The 23,575-nt window shown below is 73.7% G+C and carries 27 protein-coding genes; 5 read left to right on the forward strand and 22 right to left on the reverse strand.

Annotated elements, in window-relative coordinates:
• Positions 1-17: 17 nt before the first annotated feature.
• Together rarD and groES are read right to left on the reverse strand one after the other, a co-directional pair.
• The gene (gene rarD / locus AC1RNL_RS00980; protein WP_364195163.1) at positions 18-941 is read right to left on the reverse strand and encodes an EamA family transporter RarD; all 924 of its coding nucleotides are present in this window, start codon (positions 939-941) and stop codon (positions 18-20) included.
• An 86-nt stretch (positions 942-1,027) separates the two neighbouring features.
• On the reverse strand, positions 1,028-1,324 hold the full coding sequence (gene groES, locus AC1RNL_RS00985; RefSeq protein ID WP_128190084.1) for a co-chaperone GroES: 297 nt from the start codon (positions 1,322-1,324) through the stop codon (positions 1,028-1,030).
• A 127-nt stretch (positions 1,325-1,451) separates the two neighbouring features.
• Between groES and AC1RNL_RS00990 the strand changes: the two genes are divergently transcribed.
• Positions 1,452-2,612 carry a class I SAM-dependent methyltransferase gene (locus tag AC1RNL_RS00990; protein ID WP_492934186.1) on the forward strand — a complete coding sequence of 387 codons (1,161 nt, stop codon included), beginning with the start codon at positions 1,452-1,454 and terminating at the stop codon, positions 2,610-2,612.
• A gap of 146 nt (positions 2,613-2,758) precedes the next feature.
• Here AC1RNL_RS00990 and AC1RNL_RS00995 read toward each other — a convergent pair whose 3' ends face one another.
• The 8 genes from AC1RNL_RS00995 to glmS form a co-directional block, all read right to left on the reverse strand.
• Positions 2,759-3,688 (reverse strand): AI-2E family transporter, encoded by a 930-nt coding sequence (locus AC1RNL_RS00995; RefSeq protein WP_492934187.1) that lies wholly within the window; start codon positions 3,686-3,688, stop codon positions 2,759-2,761.
• Positions 3,689-3,816: 128 nt separating this feature from the next.
• Positions 3,817-4,173, reverse strand: coding sequence for a DUF4190 domain-containing protein (locus tag AC1RNL_RS01000; protein WP_128190731.1), 357 nt, complete (start codon positions 4,171-4,173; stop codon positions 3,817-3,819).
• Between the two features lie 97 nt (positions 4,174-4,270).
• Positions 4,271-5,332, reverse strand: a complete 1,062-nt coding sequence (gene tsaD, locus AC1RNL_RS01005; RefSeq protein ID WP_492934188.1) for a tRNA (adenosine(37)-N6)-threonylcarbamoyltransferase complex transferase subunit TsaD — start codon at positions 5,330-5,332, stop codon at positions 4,271-4,273.
• Positions 5,332-5,787 (reverse strand): ribosomal protein S18-alanine N-acetyltransferase, encoded by a 456-nt coding sequence (rimI, locus tag AC1RNL_RS01010; RefSeq protein ID WP_492934189.1) that lies wholly within the window; start codon positions 5,785-5,787, stop codon positions 5,332-5,334. Before rimI ends, tsaD begins: the two co-directional genes overlap by 1 nt.
• On the reverse strand, positions 5,784-6,350 hold the full coding sequence (gene tsaB, locus AC1RNL_RS01015) for a tRNA (adenosine(37)-N6)-threonylcarbamoyltransferase complex dimerization subunit type 1 TsaB (protein ID WP_492934190.1): 567 nt from the start codon (positions 6,348-6,350) through the stop codon (positions 5,784-5,786). The genes rimI and tsaB overlap by 4 nt, the downstream gene beginning before the upstream one ends.
• Positions 6,347-8,206 carry a tRNA (adenosine(37)-N6)-threonylcarbamoyltransferase complex ATPase subunit type 1 TsaE gene (gene tsaE / locus AC1RNL_RS01020; RefSeq protein WP_492934191.1) on the reverse strand — a complete coding sequence of 620 codons (1,860 nt, stop codon included), beginning with the start codon at positions 8,204-8,206 and terminating at the stop codon, positions 6,347-6,349. Before tsaE ends, tsaB begins: the two co-directional genes overlap by 4 nt.
• On the reverse strand, positions 8,206-8,571 hold the full coding sequence (locus tag AC1RNL_RS01025) for a holo-ACP synthase (protein ID WP_128190452.1): 366 nt from the start codon (positions 8,569-8,571) through the stop codon (positions 8,206-8,208). The genes tsaE and AC1RNL_RS01025 overlap by 1 nt, the downstream gene beginning before the upstream one ends.
• A 33-nt stretch (positions 8,572-8,604) precedes the next feature.
• Entirely contained in the window at positions 8,605-10,452 is a 1,848-nt protein-coding gene (gene glmS, locus AC1RNL_RS01030; protein ID WP_310122112.1) for a glutamine--fructose-6-phosphate transaminase (isomerizing), read from the reverse strand.
• A gap of 33 nt (positions 10,453-10,485) precedes the next feature.
• Here glmS and coaA point away from each other — a divergent pair, with 33 nt between their 5' ends.
• The gene (coaA, locus tag AC1RNL_RS01035) at positions 10,486-11,418 is read left to right on the forward strand and encodes a type I pantothenate kinase (protein WP_128190450.1); all 933 of its coding nucleotides are present in this window, start codon (positions 10,486-10,488) and stop codon (positions 11,416-11,418) included.
• 20 nt (positions 11,419-11,438) lie between these two features.
• Here the strand turns inward: coaA and AC1RNL_RS01040 are convergent, their stop codons facing one another.
• Positions 11,439-12,392, reverse strand: a complete 954-nt coding sequence (locus AC1RNL_RS01040; RefSeq protein ID WP_128190187.1) for an EamA family transporter — start codon at positions 12,390-12,392, stop codon at positions 11,439-11,441.
• A 95-nt stretch (positions 12,393-12,487) separates the two neighbouring features.
• On the opposite strand from AC1RNL_RS01040, the gene AC1RNL_RS01045 reads away from it, so the two are divergent.
• The gene (locus AC1RNL_RS01045; protein WP_164877164.1) at positions 12,488-13,042 is read left to right on the forward strand and encodes a CGNR zinc finger domain-containing protein; all 555 of its coding nucleotides are present in this window, start codon (positions 12,488-12,490) and stop codon (positions 13,040-13,042) included.
• On the opposite strand, the gene glmM is transcribed toward AC1RNL_RS01045, so the two are convergent.
• The 4 genes from glmM to AC1RNL_RS01065 form a co-directional block, all read right to left on the reverse strand.
• Complete coding sequence (gene glmM / locus AC1RNL_RS01050) at positions 13,032-14,384, reverse strand: phosphoglucosamine mutase (RefSeq protein ID WP_128190185.1); 1,353 nt, start codon at positions 14,382-14,384, stop codon at positions 13,032-13,034. The two genes, AC1RNL_RS01045 and glmM, sit on opposite strands and share 11 nt — an antisense overlap.
• Positions 14,385-14,387: 3 nt before the next feature.
• Positions 14,388-14,867 (reverse strand): 30S ribosomal protein S9, encoded by a 480-nt coding sequence (gene rpsI, locus AC1RNL_RS01055; protein WP_128190184.1) that lies wholly within the window; start codon positions 14,865-14,867, stop codon positions 14,388-14,390.
• A 20-nt stretch (positions 14,868-14,887) separates the two neighbouring features.
• A complete protein-coding gene (gene rplM, locus AC1RNL_RS01060; RefSeq protein WP_128190183.1) occupies positions 14,888-15,334 on the reverse strand; it encodes a 50S ribosomal protein L13 in 447 nt (148 codons plus the stop codon).
• Positions 15,335-15,508: 174 nt separating this feature from the next.
• Positions 15,509-16,963: a DivIVA domain-containing protein gene (locus AC1RNL_RS01065; protein WP_128190182.1), complete on the reverse strand. Its 1,455-nt coding sequence runs from the start codon at positions 16,961-16,963 to the stop codon at positions 15,509-15,511.
• A gap of 104 nt (positions 16,964-17,067) precedes the next feature.
• Here AC1RNL_RS01065 and AC1RNL_RS01070 point away from each other — a divergent pair, with 104 nt between their 5' ends.
• Positions 17,068-17,712 (forward strand): HAD hydrolase-like protein, encoded by a 645-nt coding sequence (locus AC1RNL_RS01070; RefSeq protein WP_492934192.1) that lies wholly within the window; start codon positions 17,068-17,070, stop codon positions 17,710-17,712.
• A gap of 20 nt (positions 17,713-17,732) precedes the next feature.
• On the opposite strand, the gene truA is transcribed toward AC1RNL_RS01070, so the two are convergent.
• Complete coding sequence (gene truA, locus AC1RNL_RS01075) at positions 17,733-18,557, reverse strand: tRNA pseudouridine(38-40) synthase TruA (RefSeq protein WP_128190180.1); 825 nt, start codon at positions 18,555-18,557, stop codon at positions 17,733-17,735.
• Positions 18,558-18,620: 63 nt separating this feature from the next.
• Between truA and AC1RNL_RS01080 the strand changes: the two genes are divergently transcribed.
• Positions 18,621-20,396: a glycoside hydrolase family 15 protein gene (locus tag AC1RNL_RS01080; protein WP_492934193.1), complete on the forward strand. Its 1,776-nt coding sequence runs from the start codon at positions 18,621-18,623 to the stop codon at positions 20,394-20,396.
• 69 nt (positions 20,397-20,465) lie between these two features.
• Here AC1RNL_RS01080 and rplQ read toward each other — a convergent pair whose 3' ends face one another.
• The 6 genes from rplQ to infA all read right to left on the reverse strand — a co-directional run bounded on the left by rplQ (position 20,466) and on the right by infA (position 23,504).
• Positions 20,466-21,038: a 50S ribosomal protein L17 gene (rplQ, locus tag AC1RNL_RS01085; protein ID WP_492934194.1), complete on the reverse strand. Its 573-nt coding sequence runs from the start codon at positions 21,036-21,038 to the stop codon at positions 20,466-20,468.
• 36 nt (positions 21,039-21,074) lie between these two features.
• Complete coding sequence (locus tag AC1RNL_RS01090; RefSeq protein WP_128190177.1) at positions 21,075-22,064, reverse strand: DNA-directed RNA polymerase subunit alpha; 990 nt, start codon at positions 22,062-22,064, stop codon at positions 21,075-21,077.
• A gap of 98 nt (positions 22,065-22,162) precedes the next feature.
• Positions 22,163-22,561 (reverse strand): 30S ribosomal protein S11, encoded by a 399-nt coding sequence (rpsK, locus tag AC1RNL_RS01095; protein ID WP_128190176.1) that lies wholly within the window; start codon positions 22,559-22,561, stop codon positions 22,163-22,165.
• 22 nt (positions 22,562-22,583) lie between these two features.
• Entirely contained in the window at positions 22,584-22,961 is a 378-nt protein-coding gene (rpsM, locus tag AC1RNL_RS01100; RefSeq protein WP_310122149.1) for a 30S ribosomal protein S13, read from the reverse strand.
• Positions 22,962-23,102: 141 nt separating this feature from the next.
• Positions 23,103-23,216, reverse strand: a complete 114-nt coding sequence (gene rpmJ, locus AC1RNL_RS01105; protein WP_038503151.1) for a 50S ribosomal protein L36 — start codon at positions 23,214-23,216, stop codon at positions 23,103-23,105.
• A gap of 66 nt (positions 23,217-23,282) precedes the next feature.
• Complete coding sequence (infA, locus tag AC1RNL_RS01110) at positions 23,283-23,504, reverse strand: translation initiation factor IF-1 (protein WP_128190174.1); 222 nt, start codon at positions 23,502-23,504, stop codon at positions 23,283-23,285.
• Positions 23,505-23,575: the final 71 nt, after the last annotated feature.

Consider the following 23,575-nt stretch of genomic DNA (forward strand, 5'->3'; position numbering starts at 1 on the left):
GGGGCCCGCGCTCCGCGTCAGGCCGCGGCGGGCTCGGGCCGCGGGCGGCGCGCGTGGCGGCCCAGCAGGTCGAGCGACACGAGCGCGAGCGACGCCCAGACGAGCGCGAAGCCGATCCAGCGCTCGAGCGGCATCGGCTCGAGCATCACGAAGGCGCCGAAGAGGAACGAGATGATCGGCGCGAGGTACTGCGTGAACGCGAGCGCCGTGAGCGAGATGCGGCGGGCGGCGGCGGCGAAGGCGAGCAGCGGCACCGCCGTGATGACGCCGAGCCCGACGGTGCCCCAGATGCCGGCGGCGCCGTTCGCGCCGACCGTCACGCCCTGCAGCGAGATCGCGATGCCCATCATCACGAGCGCGGCCGGCAGCGCCGCGACCGTCTCGATCGTGAAGCCCGAGAGCGCGTCGACCGAGCCGCCGACCCGCTTCTTGATGAGCCCGTAGACGCCGAACGAGAGCGCGACCGTCAGGCCGATCCAGGGCACCTCGCCGTAGCCGACGACCATCACGAGCACGCCGAGCGCGCCGAGCCCGACCGCGACCCACTGCACGGGCCGCAGCCGCTCGCCCAGGAAGGCGACGGCGAGCACGACGCTCACGAGCGGGTTGAGGAAGTAGCCGAGGCTCGTCTCGAGCACGCGGTCGCTCAGCACGCCGATGAAGAAGGCCGTCCAGTTGACGAGCACGGCGCAGCCGGCGAGCACGAGCGAGACGGTGTCGCGGCGGCTGCGCAGCACGCCGGCGAGCCTCCCCCAGCCGCGGGTGGCCGCGACGAGCGCGAACCCGACGACCACCGAGGCGATCACCCGCCAGCCGATGAGCTCGAAGCCGTCGATGCCCTTCGTCAGCTGCAGGTAGACGGGGACGACGCCCCAGAAGGCGTACGCGAAGACCGCGTACCAGATGCCGGCGCGCGTGCGCCCGCCCGGGTGCTCACCCATCCGACCCTCCCGAGGCCCGTGGTCCGTGGTGGAACTGCGACGGCGGCGCCCCGCGAGGGGGCGCCGCCGTCGATCTCAGCGGAGCGTCAGCGCTCGACGATCGCGAGCACGTCGCGAGCCGAGAGCACCAGGTACTCGTCGGCGCCGAACTTGACCTCGGTGCCGCCGTACTTGGAGTACAGCACCTTGTCGCCCACGGCGACGTCGATCGGGACGCGGTTGCCGTTGTCGTCGACACGACCCGGACCCACGGCCACGACCTCGCCCTCCTGGGGCTTCTCCTTGGCGGTGTCAGGGATGACGAGACCGCTGGCGGTGGTCGTCTCTGCCTCGACCTGCTTGATGACGATGCGGTCCTCGAGCGGCTTGATGGAAACCGACACGGTTGCCTCTTTCTGTCAGATCCTGGGGTGCGCCCGGCAGTGCCGGGCACCTGAGCAAGCCTAGGCGGTCGGCTGGCACTCGGTCAACATGAGTGCCAGCCGCGCCGCGGGTGCTTGGATGAGTGCGATGGATGCCGAGGAGCTGCGACTGCTGCTGTCGAAGGACGGCCTCGCGCTGCTCGAGCGCGCCGAGGCGGGCCTCGACGGCGACGTCGTGCGCGAGGTGACGCGGCTCCGCGCCGAGGGGCACGATCCCCGGCTCGTCGCCGCCGTGCTCACCCAGGCCCGCCTGCGCCGCCGCGCCCGGGCGAAGTTCGGCGAGTTCGCGAGCGGCATGCTCTTCACCGAGGCCGGGCTCGAGCAGGCCACGCGGCTGCGCGTCGCCGCGCACCACGCGGGGCGGATGCGCCGGGCCGGCATCGTCTCGGTGGCCGACCTCGGGTGCGGCATCGGCGCCGACGCGCTCGCGTTCGCGACGCTCGGGCTCGAGGTCACGGCCGTCGAGCGCGACGAGGTGACCGCCGCGATCGCGACGTACAACCTCGCCGCGTGGCACGCATCCGTCGTGCACGGCGACGCGCTCGACACCCCCGTCGACGCGGAGGCGCTGTGGTTCGACCCCGCCCGCCGCGACGGCGCGCGGCGCCTCAGCGACCCCGCCGACTGGTCGCCGCCGCTCGACGCCGTCTTCGCGCGCGCCGCCGCGCAGCCGGCGGGCGTGAAGCTCGCGCCGGGCATCGACCGCGACCTGCTGCCGCCGGACGCGGAGCACCAGTGGGTCACCGACGGGCTCGACACCGTCGAGGCGGTGGTGTGGACCGGGCGGCTCGCCCGGCCCGGCGTCGCGCGCAGCGCGCTCGTGCTCGGCGACGGCGTCGCCGAGGAGCTCGCCGGCGACCCGAGCCACCCCGAGCCCGGCGAGCTCGACGCGTGGCTGTACGAGCCGGCCGGCGCCGTCATCCGCGCCGAGCTCATCGGCGCGCTCGCCGAGCGGCTCGATGCCCGCGCGGTGAGCGAGGGCATCGCCTACCTGACGGCAGCGCGCCACGTCGGGACGCCGCTCGCGCAGGCGTTCCGGGTGCGCGAGACGCTGCCGCTCGACGAGCGCCGCATCGCGCAGCGCCTGCGCGAGCTCGGCATCGGCGAGCTCGAGATCAAGAAGCGCGGTGCCGACATCGACCCCGCGGCGCTGCGGAAGCGGCTCAAGCTGCGCGGCGGCGCCCGCGCCACGCTCATCCTCACGCGGATCGCCGGGCGGCATCGCGCGGTGCTCGCCGACCGGGCCTGAGCGCGACGAAGCCTGAGCACGACGAAGCCCCCGGCCGCTGGGGCCGGGGGCTTCGCTGGACGACGAGGTCTCGTGACGCGCGCAGCAGGCGGCGCGCTCCTCGACCTGAGCCCTCCGCGCTCACCGCGAGGGTGAGCGCTCCGGGCTCACATCGAGCTGATCTCCATGAGGTACGGGATCCAGTTCACGGCCATGATGATGCCGATCACGAGGCAGATGATGAAGATGATCGAGCCGGCGATCGCGGCGATCATCGGCCACGGCTTCGCCTCGGGGTTCTTCTTCATCGCGACGAAGCCGAGGATCGCGCCGATGAGCGCGAACAGCCAGCCGGAGCCGGCGAACCACATGCCGAGGAAGCCGAGGCCCGTCAGCACGAGCGCGGCGATCGTGATGCCCTTGAGCTTCTTCTCGCCCGCCGGCGCTGCGCCGAACGGCTGCTGCTGGGCGTAGCCGGTGGCGGCGGCGTCGCCGTAGGACTGCGAGTACGAGGGCTGCTGGCCGTAGACGGCGTCGGCGGGAGCGCTCGAGCCGTACGCCGGCTGCTGGCCGTAGCCCGGCGCCTGCTGGCCGTAGGCGGCCTGCTGGCCGTAGCCGGGCTGCTGCCCGTAGCCCTGCTCGGCCGGCGCCGACTGCCCGTAGGCGGCCTGCTGGCCGTAGCCCTGCTCGGGGGTCGACTGCCCGTAGGCCGGCTGCTGCTGGCCGTACCCGGGCTGCTGGCCGTAGGCCTGGTCGCCGCCGGGCTGCTGGCCGTAGCCGGGCTGCTGGCCGTAGGACGGCGCGCTCGCGCCGTAGGAGGGGGCGCTGCCGCCGTAGGCGGGCTGCTGGCCGTAGCCGGCCTGGCCGTCCTGCGGAGCCTGCTGGCCGTAGCCCGGCTGCTGGCCGTAGGCGGGCGGCTGGGCGTGGTCGCCCTGGCCCTGGGCTGCGTCGTGCGGCTGGCCGAACGACGGGGCCTGCTCGGGCTGCTGCCCGAAGTCGGCCGCGGGCTGGGCGCTGTCGGCATCGCCGGGCTGCGCGGCGCCCTCCTGGTCGGGGCGACGGAAGCGGTCGTCGGCGGGCGGGTACTGGTCGCTCACGGGATCCTCCTTGCGATGCGCGACTGCGCGCGTGGTTCACCGTACCCTGCCGCCGAGGCGCGAAGCCTGGAAGCGGGCCGAACGGCAGCTCGGCGCGTCGGGGCTCAGACCCCGGCTCAGACCCCGGCTCAGACCCCGGGCATCCCCTGCAGTCCCCCGACGACCGTGACGATCATCGCGATGCCGGCGACCGTCGCGGCGATCAGGGCGACGAGCGTCACGGCGCCCAGGATCACGGCCCAGACGGCGAGCAGCCTGCCGTCGTCGCCCGAGCGCCGGATGCGCGACAGCGCGATGAGCCCGAGCACGATCGCGGCGATCGAGCCGAGGCCGACGAGGATGGTCGTGCCGGCGGCCGCCGAGGCGATCGCCCAGATCGCGAGCGCGTCGGTCCTCGGGCCCGGATGCGTGGGCGAGCGGAAGGGCGCGGGCGCCGGCGGCGCGGGCGGCGGGCCCCATCCCGGCTGCTGCCACGCCATGCTCATGCCCGCTCCTCGTCGGCTCGCGGCCGCGCGAGCCGATCGGCGCGCGGCGCAGGGCGATCCTGCCAGGCCGACCTGTGCATCCGCCCGGTCGCGCCGCTCACGCCGTGACCTGCACGGTGCTCGCGTCGAGCGTCGACTCGGCCGCGAAGCCGGCGGGGCTCGGAGCGTCGCCGCGCGCGACGAGCATCGCCCCGACGGCCGCGATCATCGCCCCGTTGTCGGTGCACAGGTCGAGCGGCGGGATCCGCAGCGCGACGCCCGCCTGCTCGCAGCGCTCGGCCGCGACCTCGCGCAGGCGCCGGTTGGCGACCACGCCGCCGCCGAGCAGCAGGCTCGGGATGCCGTGCGCCGCGCACGCGTCGAGCGCCTTCGCCACGAGCACGTCGACGACCGCCTCGCGGAAGCTCGCCGCGACATCCGCCACCGGCAGCGGCTCCCCCGCGGCCTCGGCCCGCTCGACGTGGCGCGCGACGGCCGTCTTCAGGCCCGAGAACGAGAAGTCGAAGCGATGGCGGTCGCGGTCCTTCGGTGCCGTGAGCCCGCGCGGGAAGCGGATCGCCGCCGGGTCGCCGCCCACGGCGGCGCGGTCGATGGAGGGCCCGCCCGGGTAGGAGAGCCCGAGCAGCCGCGCGGTCTTGTCGAAGGCCTCGCCCGCCGCGTCGTCGATCGTCTCCCCCAGCAGCTCGACGTCGCCCGCGAGGTCGCGCACGAGCAGCAGTGAGGTGTGGCCGCCCGAGACGAGCAGCGCGACGGTCGGCAGCTCGAGCGGCTCGCCCGAGAGCACGTCGGCGGCGACGTGGCCGACGAGGTGGTTGACGCCGTACAGCGGCAGGTCGCGCGCGGCGGCGAGGCCCTTCGCGGCGCCGATGCCCACCATGAGGGCGCCGGCGAGGCCGGGCCCCGCGGTGACGGCGACCGCGTCGAGGTCGTCGAGTGTGAGGGATGCGTCGGCGAGCGCCGCGAGGATCGTCGGCTGCAGCTCCTCGAGGTGGGCGCGCGCGGCGATCTCGGGCACGACGCCGCCGAAGCGCGCGTGCAGCTCCATCGACGAGGCGATCCGGTTCGCGAGCAGCTCGGTGCCGCGCACGATGCCGACGCCCGTCTCGTCGCAGCTCGTCTCGATGCCGAGCACCACCGGCGGCCGCTGCCCCTGCACCATCACGCCGACTCCCGCTTCATGACCACCGCATCCACGTCCTCCGGCTGGTAGTAGCGCGGCCGCACACCGATCTCGCGGAACCCGACCGACTCGTAGAGGCCGCGCGCGACCGGGTTGTCGGCCCGCACCTCGAGGAACAGCTCGCGCACGCCGCGCCGCCCGGCCTCGGCGAGCAGCTCGGCGAGCAGTGCGCGCCCGATGCCGCGCCCGCGGGCGCCGGCGGCGACGGCGATCGTCTGCACGTCGCCCTCGACGCCCACGGCGCGCAGGCCCGCGTAGCCGACCGTGCGGCCGTCGTCGTCCTCGTCGACGGCGATGACGTAGCGGCCCCAGTCGCTCGCGATCTCCTGCTGCATGGTGCCGCGCTCCCACGCGCTCGCGCCGAACGACGCCTGCTCGATCGCCATGATCGCGTCGAGGTCGACGGCGCCCGCGGTGCGGATGACGACGCTCACTGGCTCACCCGCTTCGGGCCGGCCGACGGCGTCGCGTCGGCGTCGCGCAGGTACAGCGCCTGCTCCACCTCGGCCGCCCCGCGCACGACGGCGCGGGCGAGCAGCGCGGCGTCGACCGCGTCGGCGTCGAGGCGGGGCGCGCCGGCGTGCGCGGCGGCGGGCGGCGGCACCGCGTCGGCGGGCGCGAGGTGCGGGCCGTCGACGACCAGGCCGTCGACGACCGAGCTCCACGCGCGCTCCCGGCGCCGCACATCCGTCGTCACCTGCGCCGTGCCCTCGGTGATGCCCGCGTGGCTCGCGATGCCGACGCACCGCACCCCGAGGCCCATCGCCGCCGCGCGCGCCGCCGCGATGCCGACGCGCAGGCCCGTGAAGGCGCCCGGCCCCATGCCGGCGACGACGAGCTCGATGCGGTCGCGGCGGCCCGCGAGGGCGCGCTCGAGCATGGGCCCGAGGTGCTCGGCGTGGCGCCGCGCGTCGCCCTGGTGCTCGCGGAAGACGACGTCGTCGCCGTCGACGACGGCGACCGAGGTGCCGAGCGAGGTGTCGATGGCCAGGATCACGGTGCCTCCTCTGTCGGGCCCGGGGCGGTGAGCGAGCGCACGCGCGCGGCGTCCCAGCCGGGGCCGTGCCCGCGCAGGCGCACCGAGCGCGGCGACTCGTCGTCGCCGTCGGCCTCGCCGCGGTCGATCTCGACGCGCAGCCAGCTCTCGAGCGCGTGCTCGAGCGGCGCGCCCCACTCGGCGACCGTGATGGCGCCGTCGAGGTCGAGGTCGAGGTCGTCGAGCTCGGCCTCGTCGCCCAGCCGGTACGCGTCGACGTGCTGCAGGTCGGGGCCCGCGGCGGTGCGGTGCGTGCGGGCGATGACGAACGTGGGGCTCTGCACGGTGCCGCGCGCGCCGAGCGCCCGGCCGATGCCGCGCGTGAGGGTGGTCTTGCCCGCGCCGAGCGGGCCGATGAGCAGCACGGCGTCGCCGGCGCGCAGCGCAGCGCCGATGCGCTCGCCGAGCAGCTCCATCGCGTCGGCGTCGGCGACCGAGCCGGCGACCTCGACCGCCACGCGCGGGCCGATCATGCCGGTGAGCTCGGGGGCGGATGCGTGCTCGAGCACGACCGGGTCGCCGACGCGGGCGGGGCGGTCGCCGACGTCGAGCACGACCTGATCCATCGCCACGCGCCCGCGGATCCGGTGCGCGCCGTCGCCGCCGACGACCGCCGGGCGGCCGGTGGCGCTGCGCGTGACGCCGTCGGCGTAGCCGAGGCCGACGAGCGCGAGCGTCGTCGCGCTCGGCGTGACGTACTCGCCCCCGTAGGAGACGCCGAGGCCGGGCTCCACGCGCTTGACGCCCACGAGCTCGCCGACGAGGCGGCGGGGCTCGCCGTCGAGCCCGAGCTCGAGCACGCGCCGCGGCGCCGTCTCGGGTCCCGCGGCGACGACGCCCGCGCCCCGGCCGACCGCGCCCATCCGGGTCACGACCTCGTACGTGATCGTGCGCGCCGCGCGCGCCCACGCGTCGGCGCTCGGCTCGCCCGCCGCCGGGTCGCCCCAGAGCACGCCGTCGCCCGTGCGCGGCGGCTCGATCCTGAGGCTGCGCGCACCGACCGCGGCGACGTGCGCGAGCTCGCCGCCGAGCAGCACCGGCGCGCCGACCGCTGGCAGCAGCCCGTCGTCGAGCCCGACCTCGGCGACGCCGTCGACGAAGGCGGCGCTCGCGCGCATCGCGGGCCTGAGGCCCAGCGCCGTGGCCTCCGACCCGTCGCCGGCGCCCGGACCGCTCGGGTCGACGCCGTACGCGGCCATGCCGATGCGCACGAGGTCGAAGCGGGCCTCCGGCAGCGCGATCGCGGCCGCCGAGCTCGCGAGGTGCCGGAGCTCCAGGCCGAGCGGCTCGGCCTCGGCGAGCGCCGACGCGAAGTCGCGCACCTGCGCGAGGTCGGCGTCGCGGCTCGTGCCGGCGAGGTGCGACATCGCGCCGCGGATGCGCGCGCCGTCGGCGGCGAGCGCGATCGCGCGCGCGATCGCCGCGGAGCGGTCGCCGCGCGCGATGCCGTTGCGGCCGAGCCCGGTGTCGAGCTTCAGGTGGATGACGGCGGCCGCGGCGGCAGCCGCCTCGAGCTGCGCGATCGAGCTCACTGCCACGTCGACGCCGTGGCGCGCCGCGAGCGAGAAGTCGACGCCCGGCCCGTGCAGCCAGGCGAGGATCGGCGCGTCGATGCCGGCGGCGCGCAGCTGCAGCGCCTCCGCGAGGTCGACGACGCCGAGCATGGCGGCACCGCCGTCGAGCATCGCGCGGGCGGATGCGACGGCCCCGTGGCCGTAGCCGTCGGCCTTCACGACGCCGCACACGGGCGTCGCCGCCCGCGCGGCGAGCGCGCGCACGTTCGCGGCGATCGCCGCCGTGTCGACCTCGATGCGCATCAGGACTCCGCGATGACCGTCGCCGTGGCGACGCCCGCGTCGTGGCTCATCGAGACGTGCACGCGCGTCGCGCCGATCGCGGCCGCGCGCTCGGCAGCGGTGCCGCGCAGGTCGAGGCTCGGCTCGCCTCCCGGGCCCTGCACGACCACCAGGTCGACCCAGCGCATCCCCGCGTTCGCGCCGAGCGCCTTGAACGCGGCCTCCTTCGCGGCGAAGCGCGCCGCGAGCGACGGCAGCGACCGCTCGCGGCCGTCGACGAGCAGCTCGTCGGGCGCGAAGAGGCGCTGCTTGAGCCGCGGCGTGCGCGTGACGGCGCGCTCGAAGCGCGCCAGGTCGACGACGTCGACGCCGAGCCCCACGATCACGAGCCGACCCCGGTCATCCGCCGACGAGCCGGATCACTCGACCGTGACCGACTTCGCGAGGTTGCGCGGCTGGTCGACGTCGAGGCCCTTCGCGGTGGCGAGCTCGAGCGCGAAGATGTGCAGCGGCACGACCTGCAGCACGGGCTCGAGCATCGGCAGCGTCAGCGGCACGCGCAGCACCACGTCGGCGTACGGCAGCACCGCGGCGTCGCCCGCCTCGGCGACCGCGATCACGCGGGCGCCGCGCGCCCGGATCTCCTGGATGTTCGAGACGATCTTCGAGTGCAGCAGCGGCTCGTTGCGCGGGCTCGGCACCACGACGAACACGACCTGGCCGGGCTCGATGAGCGCGATCGGGCCGTGCTTCAGCTCGCCGCCCGCGAAGCCCTCGGCGTGGATGTAGCTGATCTCCTTGAGCTTCAGCGCGCCCTCGAGCGCCACCGGGTAGCCGACGTGGCGGCCGAGGAAGAGCACCGAGCGGGTGTCGCTCATCCAGTGCGCGAGCTCGTGCACCGACTCCTGCTCGGCGAGCACCTGGCGCAGCTCATCGGGCAGCTCGCGCAGCTCTCCGACGACCTCGGCGATCTGCTCCTCCGTCATCGTGCCGCGCACGCGCGCGAGGTGCAGGCCGAAGAGCAGCTGGCCGATCACCTGCGCGAGGAACGCCTTCGTCGACGCGACCGCGACCTCGGGGCCGGCGTGCGTGTAGAGCACCGCCTCCGACTCGCGCGGGATGGTCGCACCCTGCGTGTTGCAGATCGAGAGCGTGCGGGCGCCCTGCGCGACCGCGTGCTGCACGGCCATCTTCGTGTCCATCGTCTCGCCCGACTGCGAGATCGAGATGACGAGCGTGTGCTCGTCGAGCACCGGGTCGCGGTAGCGGAACTCGTGCGCGAGGTCGACCTCGACGGGCACGCGCGCCCACGTCTCGATCGCGTACTTGCCCACGAGGCCCGAGTAGCTCGCCGTGCCGCACGCGACGATGACGATGCGGTGGATGCCCTGCAGCACCTCGTCGGTGAGCACGCCCAGCTCGCCCAGGTCGACGCCGTGGTCGGTCAGGCGGCCGCGCATGGTGTTCTCGACGGCCTCCGGCCCCTCCGAGACCTCCTTCGCCATGAACGACGGCCAGCCGCCCTTGTCGGCGGCCGAGGCGTCCCAGTTGACCTCGAAGCGCTTCGGCTCGGTCGGAGTGCCGTCGAAGTCGGTGACGGACGCGCTGTCGGCGGTGATCGTGACGATCTGGTCGTTGTCGAGCGCGGCCGCGTCGGGCGTGAACTTCACGAACGCGCTCACGTCGCTGCCGAGGAAGTGCTCGCCCTTGCCGTAGCCGACGAGCAGCGGCGAGTTGTGCGAGGCGCCGACGACGACGCCCGGCTGCTCGGCGTGCATCGCGAGCAGCGTGAACTGGCCCTCGAGCCGGCGCACGACCTGACGCATCGCGAGCGTGAGGTCGCCCGTCTCGCGGTAGGCGCGGCCGAGCAGCTTCGCCGCGGCCTCGGTGTCGGTCTCGCTCGCGAAGACCTCGCCCGCGGCCTCGAGCTCGGCGCGCAGCTCGGCGAAGTTCTCGATGATGCCGTTGTGGATGAGCGACAGCCGGCCCTCGTCGCCGAGGTGCGGGTGCGCGTTCTCGTCGGTCGGCCCGCCGTGCGTGGCCCAGCGCGTGTGGCCGATGCCGGTCGACGACTCGGGCAGCGGCGCGTCCGAGAGGCTGTCGCGGAGGACCTTGAGCTTGCCGCCCTTCTTGCGCAGCGCGACGCGGTCGCCGTCGATCACCGAGACGCCGGCGCTGTCGTAGCCCCGGTACTCGAGCCTGCTGAGACCCTCGAGCAGCACGTCGACCGTGCTGCGCTCACCGGTATAGCCCACGATGCCGCACATGCCTCCGATCCTACCGGCGGTAGGCTCCGTGCGATGTCCCAGCCGATCCAGTCGCCGTTCGTCGAGATCGAGCGCCGCGATTGGGCGCGCCTCGCGCCCCGCATGCCCAACCCGCTCACCGAGGCCGAGGTGCGGCGGCTCCGCGGCACCGGCGACCGGCTCGAGCTGCGCGAGGTGGCCGAGGTGTACCTGCCGCTGTCGCGGCTCGTGAGCCTCTACCAGGAGTCGGCCGCCCGCCTGCACCGCGAGACCACCGAGTTCCTCGGCGCCACGGCGCATCCGACCCCCTTCGTCATCGGCGTGGCCGGCAGCGTCGCGGTCGGCAAGTCCACGACCGCCCGCCTGCTCAAGGAGCTGCTGAGCCGCTGGGAGGGGTCGCCGAAGGTCGACCTCATCACCACGGACGGCTTCCTGCACCCGAACCGCGTGCTCGAGGAGCGCGGGCTCATGCAGCGCAAGGGCTTCCCCGAGTCGTACGACCGGCGGGCGCTGCTCGGCTTCGTCTCGCGCGTGAAGTCGGGCGAGGCCGAGGTGCGCGCGCCCGTCTACTCGCACCTGTCGTACGACATCGTGCCGGGCGAGGAGATCGTGGTGCGGCGGCCCGACGTGCTCATCGTCGAGGGGCTCAACGTGCTGCAGCCGCCGCCGTCGGGGTCGCACCTGGCCGTGTCGGACCTGTTCGACTTCTCGATCTACGTCGACGCGCGCACGAGCGCGATCCGCCAGTGGTACGTCGACCGCTTCTTCGCGCTCAAGGCGAGCGCGTTCCAGGATCCGCAGTCGTACTTCCACCGCTTCGCGGACATGTCGGATGCGCGGGCGAGGGCCTACTCGACCGACGTCTGGGACTCCATCAACGGCCCGAACCTCGTCGAGCACATCCTGCCGACCCGGCCGCGCGCCGACCTGGTGCTGCGCAAGGACGACGACCACACCATCCGCTCGGTGCTCCTCCGCAAGGTCTGACCCCGCGCCCGAGCGGCGGGCTAGGGGCTGGGGATGCCCTCGACGATCGCCGGGGAGTCGGAGACGCGCGGGCGGTCGACCTGGCCGAGCTTCACGAGCACGACGCCCGCGATGATCGCCGCCGCGCCCAGCCACTGCATGCCGCTCGGCAGCAGCCACAGCAGCACGGCGGTCCAGAGGATGCCGAACATCGGCTCGGAGTAGCCGACGAAGCTCGCGAGCGTCGCGCCGAGCCGCCGCGCGCCGAGGATGCCGAGCACGTAGGCGGCGGCGGTCGCGACGAGCACGAGCAGGAGCAGCACCGTCCACGCGGGCAGGGTGGCGCCCGCGAGGACGACGGGCCGAGCCGTGGCGACGAACGGCAGCAGGCCGCTCGCCGAGGCCGCGACGAGCACGACGGCGCCGACGATGAGCCCGAGGCCGGCGAGCGCGATCGGCGGCAGCTCGGAGTCGGCCTTCGACGCGGCGATCCAATAGCCGGCGTTGCCGACCGCGGCGCCGAGCGCGAGCAGCACCCCGAGCGGGTGCAGCGCCTCACCGCCGACGCCCGAGACGAGCGCGAGGCCGACGAGCGCCACGCCCGCGCCCGCGAGCGTGAGCATCCCCGGCGCGCGGCGGCTCACCGCCCAGGTGAAGAAGACGAGCAGCACCGGCCCCAGGAACTCGATGAGCAGCGCGAGCGAGGGCTCGATGTAGGCGACGGCGCTGAAGAACGCGAGCTGGCACAGCGCGACCGCGAGGAGCCCGAGCACGAGCACCTCCCGCCACGACCGCAGCACCGCGCCCCACCGGCCGCGCAGCAGCCAGAGCGTCGGCACGAGCAGCACGAGCGCGCCGCCCGCGATGCGGGCGGTCGTGACGGCGCCCGGGCTCCAGCCGCCCGCGAGCAGCGCGGAGGCGAAGATGCCGGAGAGGCCGAAGGAGGCCGAGCTCGCGAGGGCGAACGCGAGCCCGATGGGGCGACGGGGCTGCATGGGCGGCTCACAGGGGTGCGAAGGGCTAGCATCGTGCTCACCACGGCGGGCACACGTCACGGCCGTTGGCCCTGACAGTCGTGATCGTAGCCGAGGTGACCGTGTCGCTCCCCTACCCCCGAGAGCTGATCCGCTCCCTGGAGTTCATCGCCGACGTCTGCAACCGCAGGCGCGCCGGCGAGCTCGACTCGGCGGCCAGCCTGCGCGCGATCTGCGCGGAGTGGGGCTTCCCCGGCGCGAGCTCCGCGACGCGCGCGGACGCCGAGGCGACGTGGGCGCACCTGCCGGCCGTCGAGCGGATGTGGGACGGCGAGCGCGACGCGGTCGCGGGCCTCGTCAACCGCGTGTTCGACGAGACGGGCGCCCGGCCGCACCTCGTGCGGCACGACGGCTCCGACTGGCACCTGCACGGCCTGCCGGCGGGCTCGCCGATCGCCGACCGGATCGCGGTCGACGCCGCGATGGCGATCGCCGACCTCGTGCGCGCCGACGACCTCGAGCGCTGCCGGCGCTGCGCGGACAGCCGCTGCGACCGCATGCACCTCGACCTGTCGCGCAACCGGTCGCGGCGCTTCTGCTCGACGACGTGCCAGTCGCGCACCAACGTCGCGGCGTTCCGCAGCCGCCACGCGGCCGACGTCAGGACGTGACCGACAGCTCCTGGCGCACGAGGTCGGCGAGCTCGTCGGCGATCGTCTGGGCGATGTGGCGCTCGTGCGCCTCGACCATGACGCGCACCATCTTCTCGGTGCCCGACGGGCGCAGCAGCACGCGGCCGTTGCTGCCGAGCTCGTGCTCGGCGCGCGCGACGGCCTCGGCGATCGGCCGGTTGCCGCGCAGGCCCAGCCGGTCGACGCCCGGCACGTTCACGAGCACCTGCGGGTAGACCTCCATCACCGAGGCGAGCTCGGCGAGCGTCTTGCCGGTGCGCACCATCTCGGCCGCGATCTGCAGGCCGGTGAGCACGCCGTCGCCGGTGGTGGCGTAGCGGGAGAAGATGATGTGGCCCGACTGCTCGCCGCCGAGCGCGAGGCCGTACTCGCCGAGCGCCTCGAGCACGTAGCGGTCGCCGACGGCCGTCTGCACGAGCTGGATGCCGTGCTCATCCATCGCGACCTTGAGGCCCAGGTTCGACATCACGGTCGCGACCAGGGTGTCGTCGGTGAGCAGGCCCCGGCGCTTGCCGGAGAGCGCGAGCAGCGCCATGATCTGGTCGCCGTCGACGACGTCGCCGTTCGCGTCGATCGCGAGGCAGCGGTCGGCGTCGCCGTCGTGGGCGATGCCGAGGTCGGCGCCCGACGAGAGCACGAGGTCGCGCAGCTGCTCGAGGTGGGTCGAGCCGACCTCGCGGTTGATGTTCGTGCCGTCGGGGTCGTTGCCCATGACGGTCACCTTCGCGCCCGCGTCGGCGAAGGCGCGCGGGCTGACGCCGGCGGCCGCGCCGTGGGCGCAGTCGAGCGCGACGTGCAGGCCCTGGAGGCTCACCTCGAGCGTGCCGAGGAGGTGCACGAGGTAGCGGTCCTCGGCGTCGGAGAAGCGGCGGACCGTGCCCACCTCGGCGCCGATGGGGCGCAGCGGCGGCGCGCCCAGCGCAGCCTCGATCTCGTCCTCGACCGCATCGGGCAGCTTGCGCCCGCCCTTGGCGAAGAACTTGATGCCGTTGTCGGGCGCGGGGTTGTGCGACGCCGAGACCATCACGCCGAAGTCGGCGTCGATGTCGCCGATCAGGTACGCGGCCGCGGGCGTCGGGATGACGCCCGCGTCGAGCACGTCGACGCCGCTCGAGGCGAGCCCCGCCGACACCGCGGCGACGATGAACTCACCCGAGATGCGAGGATCCCGCGCCACGACGGCGACAGGGCGCCGCCCCTCCTGCCGGGCTGTTCGCCCGAGCACGAGTGCGGCGCCCTGTGCGAGCGCCAGCGCCGACTCCGCCGTGATGTCGAGGCCTGCGAGACCTCGAACCCCGTCTGTGCCGAAGAGGCGCGACATGGATCAGCGCTTCGAGTACTGCGGCGCCTTGCGGGCCTTCTTGAGACCGGCCTTCTTGCGCTCGATGACGCGAGCGTCGCGCGAGAGGAAGCCGGCCTTCTTGAGCTCCGGTCGGTTGTTCTCGACGTCGATCTCGTTGAGCGCACGAGCGATGCCCAGGCGCAGCGCACCGGCCTGGCCCGAGGGGCCGCCGCCGGAGATGCGGGCGATCACGTCGTAGCTGCCGGCGAGCTCGAGCAGCGTGAACGGGTCGTTGATGAGCTGCTGGTGCAGCTTGTTCGGGAAGTAGTCCTCGAGCGTGCGGCCGTTCACGGTGAACGAGCCGGAGCCGGGGATGAGGCGCACGCGGGCGATGGCCTGCTTGCGACGGCCGACGGCCTGGCCGCCGATGTTGACGACGCGGGGCGCCTTGGGAGCCTCAGCTGCCGGCGTCTCGGTCGAGAAGCTCTCGGGAGCCTCGATGGAGTCTGCGATCTTCGCCATGTCTGGTGTCTCCTCGCGCCCTACTGGGCGACCTGGTCGAACGTGTAGGGGGTCGGCTGCTGCGCCGCGTGCGGGTGCTCGGGGCCTGCGTAGACCTTGAGCTTCTTGATCTGGGCGCGGCCGAGCGAGTTCTTCGGGAGCATGCCGCGGATGGCCTTCTCGACGGTGCGGACGGGGAACCGCGCGAGCATCTCCTCGTAGCCGGTGGCCTTGAGGCCGCCCGGGTAGCCGGAGTGGCGGTAGGCGACCTTCTTGGCGAGCTTCTGCCCGGTGAGCGCCACCTTCTCGGCGTTCACGACGATGACGTAGTCGCCCATGTCCATGTGGGGGGCGAACGTCGGCTTGTGCTTGCCGCGGAGCATGGCGGCGGCGTGGCTGGCCAGCCGGCCGAGGACCACGTCGGTGGCGTCGATGACGACCCAGTCGTGCTGGACGTCACTCGCCTTGGGCGAGTAGGTGCGAGTCATTGGTGCCTCACTGATCGAATGGATGGTCGTGAATCCCACTCCGAGGCGTTCGCCGGCGCGATGCGCGCGAACCATCCGGTGGAGGGCTCATTCGGGCACGCGCAGGCTGCACGCACCAAGGATCGAGCATACGCGGCACGGGCCCGAGCGGTCAAGCCGTCGGCGCGCCGCCGCTCAGCGGTCGATCGACGGGTCGTACTCGTCCCGCTCCTCGTGCCACACGACGTCGACGACCTCCTCGCGCGTGGCGGGCTCCTCGAGCGCCTCCCCCTCGACCGGCTCGTCCGCCTCCGCGTCCCCGTCGCCGCCGCCGGCGGGCGCATCGTCGAGCGTCAGGTCGTCGAGCGGGTCGCCGCCCGGAGCGGATGCGGTGAAGGCGTCGGGCACGACGGCCCGGTCCTCCGCGGCGACCGTCGGCAGCGCCGCCGACGGCGCATCCGCCTCCTCCGCATCGCGCGCGCCGGCGGCGGGGCGCTCGTCGCGCTCGGCGCCGGCCGAGCTCCAGGTGCGCGGGTCGGCGGCGTCGGCGACGTGCATGAGCGACTGCACCTCGGCCATGAAGCCCGACAGCTGCGACTGCTGGTAGCGCAGGCCCCGCGCGCGGTCCTCGGCCTCGCGCAGCACGTCCTTCGTGTGCGTCGCGACGGTCTCGACGATCGACTGCGCGCGCCGGCGCGCCTCGTCGAGCATCGCCGAGGCGCGCGCCTTCGCGCTCGCCTCGATCTGCGCCGCCTGCGCCTTGGACAGCTGCTCGTAGGCCTCCGACTGCTCGGCGACGTGCTTCGCGTGCGCGAGCGCGGAGGCGACCTTGTCGTTCGCGTCGGCGGTGATGCGCTCGGCGTGCGACACGGCCTGGTTGTGCAGGCGCAGGAACTCCTGCTGGGCGTCGTCCTGCCGCCGGGTGAGCGCCGCGTCGAGCTCGACCCTGCGCGCCTTCGCCTCCCGCACGATGCGGTCGGCGTCGAGCTTCAGGTCGTCGGTCTCGCGCGTGACCTGGGCGCGCAGCGCGGCGGCGGCCCGCTCGGCCTCGCCGAGCAGCACCTGCGCCTCGCGATCGGCCTGCGCGACCTTCTCGCCGAGCGAGCCGAGCTCGGCCTCGATCCGCGCGCGGTGCGCGGTCTGCTCGGTCTCGCTGCGGCGGCGGGCGAGCTCGGCCTCGTGCTGGGCCTCCTGCAGCACGCGCTGCGCCTCCTCCTGCGCGTCGCGGCGGATGCGGTCCCGCTCGGCGTTCGCGTCGTCGAGCACGCGCTGCGCGGAGGTCGAGGCGTTGGTGACGAGCGTCGACGCCTGGTCCTCGGCGACGCGCAGGATCTCGGCGAAGCGCACGCGGGTCTGCCGCCCGTCGGCGGCGTCGGCGCCCTCGTCGTCGTCGGAGGCCGCGTCGTCGTCGAGGGCCTGCACCTGCTGGGCGAGGCGCAGCATGCGCGACTCGGCCTGGTCGGCGCGCGCGACGGCCGCGTCGAGGTCCTCGGTGAGGTGCTGCAGCCGCGCCTCGCTGTCGAGCGCCGCCTGCTCGCGGCCCCGCTCGACCTCGGCGAGCGCCTCGCGCAGCTGCGCGAGGGCGGCGTCGACCTGCTCGCGGTCGTAGCCGCGGAAGGCCTGATCGAATGCGTGCGGCTGCTCGGCCATGACTGCGCTCCGGCTCCTGCCGAGCTCTGCCTCGGCCGCCCTCCATCCTAGGCGTCGAGCGGGATCCGGACCGCGAGATCTGATCTCTGGGATGATGGAGGGACATGACTCCCAGCGGCATCATCTTCGACCTCGACGGCACCCTCACCGACTCCAAGCAGGGCCTCCTCGCGAGCCTGCGGCACATGCACGAGGCCGTCGGCTGGGAGGTGCCGAGCGAGACCGAGCTCGTGCGCTGGCTCGGCCCACCGCTCGTCACCGTGCTCGCGGAGTCGGGCCGCTCGCCCGCCGAGATCGACGCTGCGCTGACGGCGTTCCGAGCTCGGATGGCCGACGGCGGCCTCGTCGACTCGACCCTCTACCCGGGCGTGGACGCGCTCATCGCCGACCTGCACGGCGCCGGACGGCAGCTCGCGGTCGCGACCCACAAGATCCAGCGCGACGCCGAGGCGGTGATCGAGCACTACGCCCTGCGCCACCGCTTCCGCGGCGTGCACGGGCGCATCGACGGGGAGGCCGGCCACTCGAAGGCCGAGGTGATCGCGCGCGCGATCGACTCGATCGGGCTGCCCGCGGACGCCGTCGTGATGGTCGGCGATCGCGTCAACGACATCGCGTCGGCGCGCGAGCTCGGCATCCGCTCGATCGGGGTCGCCTACGGCTACGGCGGCCACGCCGAGCTCGCCGAGGCCGGCGCCGACCGGATCGTCGACTCCGTCGACGAGCTGCGCGAGGCCCTCGCCGCCTGAGGCCGGCTCGAGCGCGACGCTCAGTCGTCGAGGTCGGCCTCGCTCCGCCGCGCCCTCGCACGATCGGCCTGCGCCGCGAGCTCGGCGTCGGGCGGGTAGCCGACCGCGACGAGCGTGAGGCCGCGCGCGGGCATGAGGCCCGTGAGCGCCGAGCGGCGGCGCTCCTGCAGCAGCGCCTCGGCCTGCGCGAGCCCGAGCCGGCCCTCGCCCACCCGCACGCACGCGGCGACGAGCGCCCGCACCATCGAGTGGCAGAACGCGTCGGCCGTGAGCGACGCGGTCAGCAGCTGCCCGTCGCGCCGCCACGTGAACTCGCGCAGCTCGCGGATCGTCGTCGCGCCCTCGCGCGGGCGGCAGAAGGCGGCGAAGTCGCGCAGCCCCACGAGCGCCTCGGCGCAGCGCGCCATCGCGTCGGCGTCGAGCGGCTGCGGCACGTGGGCGGCCGTGCGACGTTCGAGCGGGTCGGCCGGCCCCGTCACGATCCGGTAGCGGTACGAGCGCGAGACCGCCGAGAAGCGCGCGTCGAAGCCGGCGGGCGCGAGCGACGCGCCCCGCACCACGAGGTCGCCCTCGCGCGACGCGAGCCGCGAGAGCCGCAGCGCGAGCCGCTCTCCCTCATCGGGGGTCGCGGGCGCGAGCGCGGCCGGCACGTCGGCGTGCGCGACCTGCCCGCTCGCGTGCACCCCAGCATCCGTGCGCCCGGCGACCGTCACCCGCACCGGCTCGCGCGCCACGGTCGCGAGTGCCCGCTCGAGCTCGCCCTGGCAGGTGCGCAGCCCCGGCTGCGCCGCCCAGCCCGCGAAGCCGCCGCCGTCGTACGCGAGGTCGAGGCGGATGCGGGGCATGCGGCAAGCCTATGCAGGAGCCGCGTGGACGGGACGCGGAGGCGCGCTCGATAGCCTCGCCGCATGCCCCAGCCCATCGAGGACTACGCCATGATCGGCGACCGGAGCACGGCGGCGCTCGTCGGCCGCGACGGCGCGATCGACTGGCTCTGCCTGCCCCACTTCGACTCCCACGCGTGCTTCGCGGCGATCCTCGGCGATCGCGAGCACGGGCACTGGCGCATCGGCCCTGCGGGCGAGGCGACCTCCACGCGCCGCTACCTGCCGGGCAGCCTCGTGCTCGAGACGACGCACGAGACGGCGACGGGCACGGTGCGGGTGACGGATGCGATGCCCACCGGCGACGACCGGGCCGACGTCGTGCGCGTGATCGAGGGGGTCGCGGGCGAGGTCGAGCTCGAGCAGGAGCTCGTCGTGCGCTTCGGCTACGGCGCCGTGCCGCCCTGGTTCCGGCGCGAGCACGACCGCGGCGAGGAGGTGCTCGTCGCCGTCGCCGGCCCCGACCGGCTCGTGCTGCGCGGCGCCCCGCTGCCGCGGGCGCACGAGCACGCGCACCGCGCGACCTTCACCGTGCGCGAGGGCGACCGCTTCGTGCTCGACCTGTGCTGGCAGCACTCCTGGCTGCCGATCGGGGCGCCTGTCGGCGAGCCCGAGGTGCTCGAGACGACGGTCGCCGAGTCGGCCGAGTGGCTCGCCGAGCTCGACTACGAGGGCCCCTACCTCGAGGCCGTGCAGACGAGCGTGCTCGTGCTCCGGGCGCTCACCGACCAGACGACCGGTGGCATCCTCGCCGCGCCCACCACCTCGCTGCCGGAGGACCCCGGCGGCGAGCGCAACTGGGACTACCGCTTCACGTGGCTGCGCGACGCATCCCTCACCGTCGACGCGATGCTCGCGGTGCGGCTCACCGGCAGGGTGGAGCTCTGGCGCGACTGGCTGCTGCGTGCGATCGCCGGCGACCCGGAGGACATGCGCATCATGTACCGGCGCGACGGCGGCCGCGATCTGCTCGAGCGCGAGCTGCCGCACCTGCCGGGCTACGGCGGCGCGGCGCCCGTGCGCATCGGCAACGGCGCCGCCGACCAGCGCCAGCACGACGTGCTCGGCCAGGTGATGCTCACGCTCCAGCGGCTCCGCGCGATCGGGCTCGACGACACCCACGACTCGTGGCACCTGCAGCGGGCGCTGCTCGACGAGCTCGCGACGCACTGGGAGCGCCCCGACCACGGGCTGTGGGAGATGCGCGGCCAGCCCCAGCGCTTCACGCACTCGCGCGCCATGATGTGGGCCGCATTCGACTGCGGCGTGCGGGCCGTGGAGGAGGAGGGATGCGACGGCGACCCGACGCGCTGGATCGCGCTGCGGGATGCGCTGCGCGAGGAGGTGCTCACGGAGGGCTTCGACGAGACGACCGGCTCGTTCCGCCAGCACTACGGCACGAGCGACGTCGACGCCTCGCTGCTGCAGCTGCCGACGATCGGGATCGTCGACGCCGACGACCCCCGGTTCCTCGGCACCGTCGCGCGCATCGAGCAGGAGCTGCTCGTCGACGGGCTGCCGCTGCGCTACCGCACGACGGGCCTCGACGGCCTCGCCGGCGACGAGCACCCGTTCGTGCTGTGCGGCTTCTGGCTCGTGATCGCCTACGCCCAGTGCGGGCGCCTCGACGACGCCACGGCGCTCATGGACCGCCTCGTGGCGCTCCGCAACGACGTGGGCCTGCTCGCCGAGGAGATCGACCCGGCCACCGGCCACCACTGGGGCAACTTCCCGCAGGCGTTCTCGCACCTCGGCCTCGTGCTCGCGGCGACCGAGATCGCGGCCGCGCAGCGCCGCTGAGCCGCGGCCGCGGCGCCGCATGACGAGAGGGGGCCCCGCGCATGCGGGACCCCCTCTCGAGCGGACGGACTACTTGGCGTCGTCGCCCTTGGGCTCGGCCTCGACAGCCTCGTCGCCCGACTCGGGCGCCTCGACGTCGGCCGCGGCGGCGTCGGCCTCGGCGGCCTCCGTCGGGTCGACCTCAGCCTCGTCGGCCTCGTCGGCCTTGGCCTCCGCGGCCTCCTGGTCGGCGGCGGCGGTCGACGCGGCAGCGGCGGCCTTCGACTTCGACGGCTTCTTCGAGACCGGCTCGAGCACGAGCTCGATCTGCGCCATGGGGGCGTTGTCGCCCTTGCGGAAGCCGAGCTTCGTGATGCGGGTGTAGCCGCCCTCGCGCTCGGCGACGAGCGGAGCGATCTCGGTGAAGAGCTCGTGCACGACGCCCTTGTCGCCGATCACGGCGAGCACGCGACGGCGCGCGTGCAGGTCGCCGCGCTTCGCGAACGTGATGAGCCGCTCGGCGATCGGACGCAGGCGCTTGGCCTTCGTCTCGGTCGTCTTGATCGACTTGTGCGTGAACAGCGCGGCCGCGAGGTTCGCGAGCAGCAGGCGCTCGTGCGCCGGGCCGCCTCCGAGGCGGGGACCCTTGGTGGGCTTGGGCATGGTTCGTATCCCTCTAGTTCTTCAGTCGGCCCGCGTTCAGCGAGCGTCCTCGTCGTAACCGCTGTAGAAGTGCGCGCCGTCGAAGCCGGGCACGGCGTCCTTGAGCGACAGGCCGAGCTCGACGAGCTTGTCCTTGACCTCATCGACCGACTTCTGGCCGAAGTTGCGGATGTTCATCAGCTGCGTCTCGCTCAGCGCCACGAGCTCGGACACCGTGTTGATGCCCTCGCGCTTGAGGCAGTTGTACGAGCGGACCGACAGGTCGAGCTCCTCGATCGGCGTGGCGAGCTCGCCGGAGCCGATGGCCTCCGCCGGCGCCTGGCCGATCTCGATGCCCTCGGCCTCGGCGTTCAGGTCGCGCGTCAGGCCGAAGAGCTCGACGAGCGTGCGGCCGGCCGATGCGATCGCGTCGCGCGGCGTGATGGCCGGCTTCGACTCGACGTCGACGACGAGCGAGTCGAAGTCGGTGCGCTCACCGGCACGCGTCGCCTCGACGCGGTAGGTGACCTTGAGCACGGGCGAGTAGATCGAGTCGATCGGGATGACCCCGGCTTCGGCGAACTCGTCGCGGTTCTGCGCCGCCGAGACGTAGCCGCGGCCGCGCTCGATCGTCAGCTCGAGCTGCAGCTTCGCCGAGTCGTTCAGCGTCGCGAGCACGAGCTCGGGGTTGTGGATCTCGACACCGGCCGGAGCCGTGATGTCGGCGGCCGTCACCGTGCCCGCGCCCTGGCGCGAGAGGTAGGCGACCACGGGCTCGTCGTGCTCCGACGAGACCACGAGCTGCTTGATGTTGAGGATCATCTCGGTGACGTCCTCCTTGACACCGGCGATCGTCGAGAACTCGTGCAGCACGCCGTCGAGGCGGATGCTCGTGACGGCGGCGCCCGGGATGGACGACAGCAGGGTGCGGCGGAGGGAGTTGCCGAGGGTGTAGCCGAAGCCGGGCTCGAGCGGCTCGATCGTGAATCGCGAGCGGTGCTCGGCGATGGACTCCTCGGTGACAGTGGGGCGCTGGGCGATCAGCACGTGTCGGTTCCTTTCGGTCGCGAGTCCGCTATATGACTCGCGTGTTCAGTGACGGCGGAATGCCGGGCAGGCGTGATTCGCCTGCCCGGCAGGAGCGACTAGTTGCGGCGCGGCTTCGGCGGGCGAACGCCGTTGTGCGCCTGCGGCGTCACGTCGTGGATCGCGCCGATCTCGAGGCCTGCGGCCTGGAGCGAGCGGATGGCCGTCTCGCGGCCGGAGCCCGCGCCCTTGACGAAGACGTCGACCTTCTTCATGCCGTGGTCCTGCGCCTGGCGCGCGGCCGACTCGGCGGCGAGCTGCGCGGCGTAGGGCGTCGACTTGCGCGAGCCCTTCATGCCGACAGCGCCACCCGAGGCCTGCGTGACGACGGCGCCGGTGATGTCGGTGATCGAGACGATCGTGTTGTTGAACGTCGACTTGATGTGGGCCTGGCCCACCGCGATGTTCTTCTTGTCCTTCTTGCGCGGCTTGCGAACCGCGGACTTGGGAGCTGCCATGTTCCTCTACCCTCCGAGCGGCCTAGCGGCCGGCCTTCTTCTTGCCGGCGACCGTCTGCTTCTTGCCCTTGCGGGTGCGCGCGTTCGTCTTGGTGCGCTGACCGCGCACGGGGAGGCCGCGACGGTGGCGGATGCCCTCGTACGAGCCGATCTCGACCTTGCGGCGGATGTCTGCTGCCACCTCGCGGCGCAGGTCGCCCTCCACCTTGAACGTGCCCTCGATGTGGTCGCGCAGAGCGACCAGCTGCTCGTCGGTCAGGTCCTTGACGCGGATGCTGCGGTCGATGCCGAGGGCCTCGAGCGTTGCGACCGACCGGGTGCGGCCGACGCCGAAGATGTACGTCAGTGCGATCTCCACGCGCTTCTCGCGCGGGATGTCGACACCTGCGATGCGTGCCATCGTGTGTCTCCTAAGGAGTATGGGAGGTGTGGTGCAGCGGAGGTGCCTGGGCCTCCCCCCAAGGTGTCCCTCTCGAAGAGAGCTCTTACCGCTGCAGGATCGTGTTCAGTTGTGCGTGCCGCTCAGCGAGCGAGCCGGGGCTCAGCCCTGGCGCTGCTTGTGGCGCGGGTTGTCGCAGATGACCATCACGCGACCGTGCCGGCGGATCACCTTGCACTTGTCGCAGATCTTCTTGACGCTGGGGTTGACCTTCATGTGTTCGTTTCCTCGCTGGCCTCGTGCTCGCGCGGTCGCGCGAGCCGTTCCTTGCCCGGCAGCCGGTTACTTGTAGCGGTAGACGATGCGCCCGCGGGTGAGGTCGTAGGGGCTGAGCTCCACGATCACCCGATCGCCCTGCAGGATGCGGATGTAGTTCTGCCGCATCTTGCCGGAGATGTGTGCGAGCACGATGTGCCCGTTCGAGAGCTCCACGCGGAACATCGCGTTGGGGAGCGCCTCGTTCACCGAGCCTTCGATCTCGATGACGCCGTCTTTCTTGGCCATAGCCTCTTCAATACTGGTTGCCGGTCGTGCGAGTGGCACGCGCAGAGCGCGCATGACACCAACGGTCGACT

The sequence above is a fragment of the Agrococcus sp. GW821-FHT14H11 genome (genome assembly GCF_058803545.1).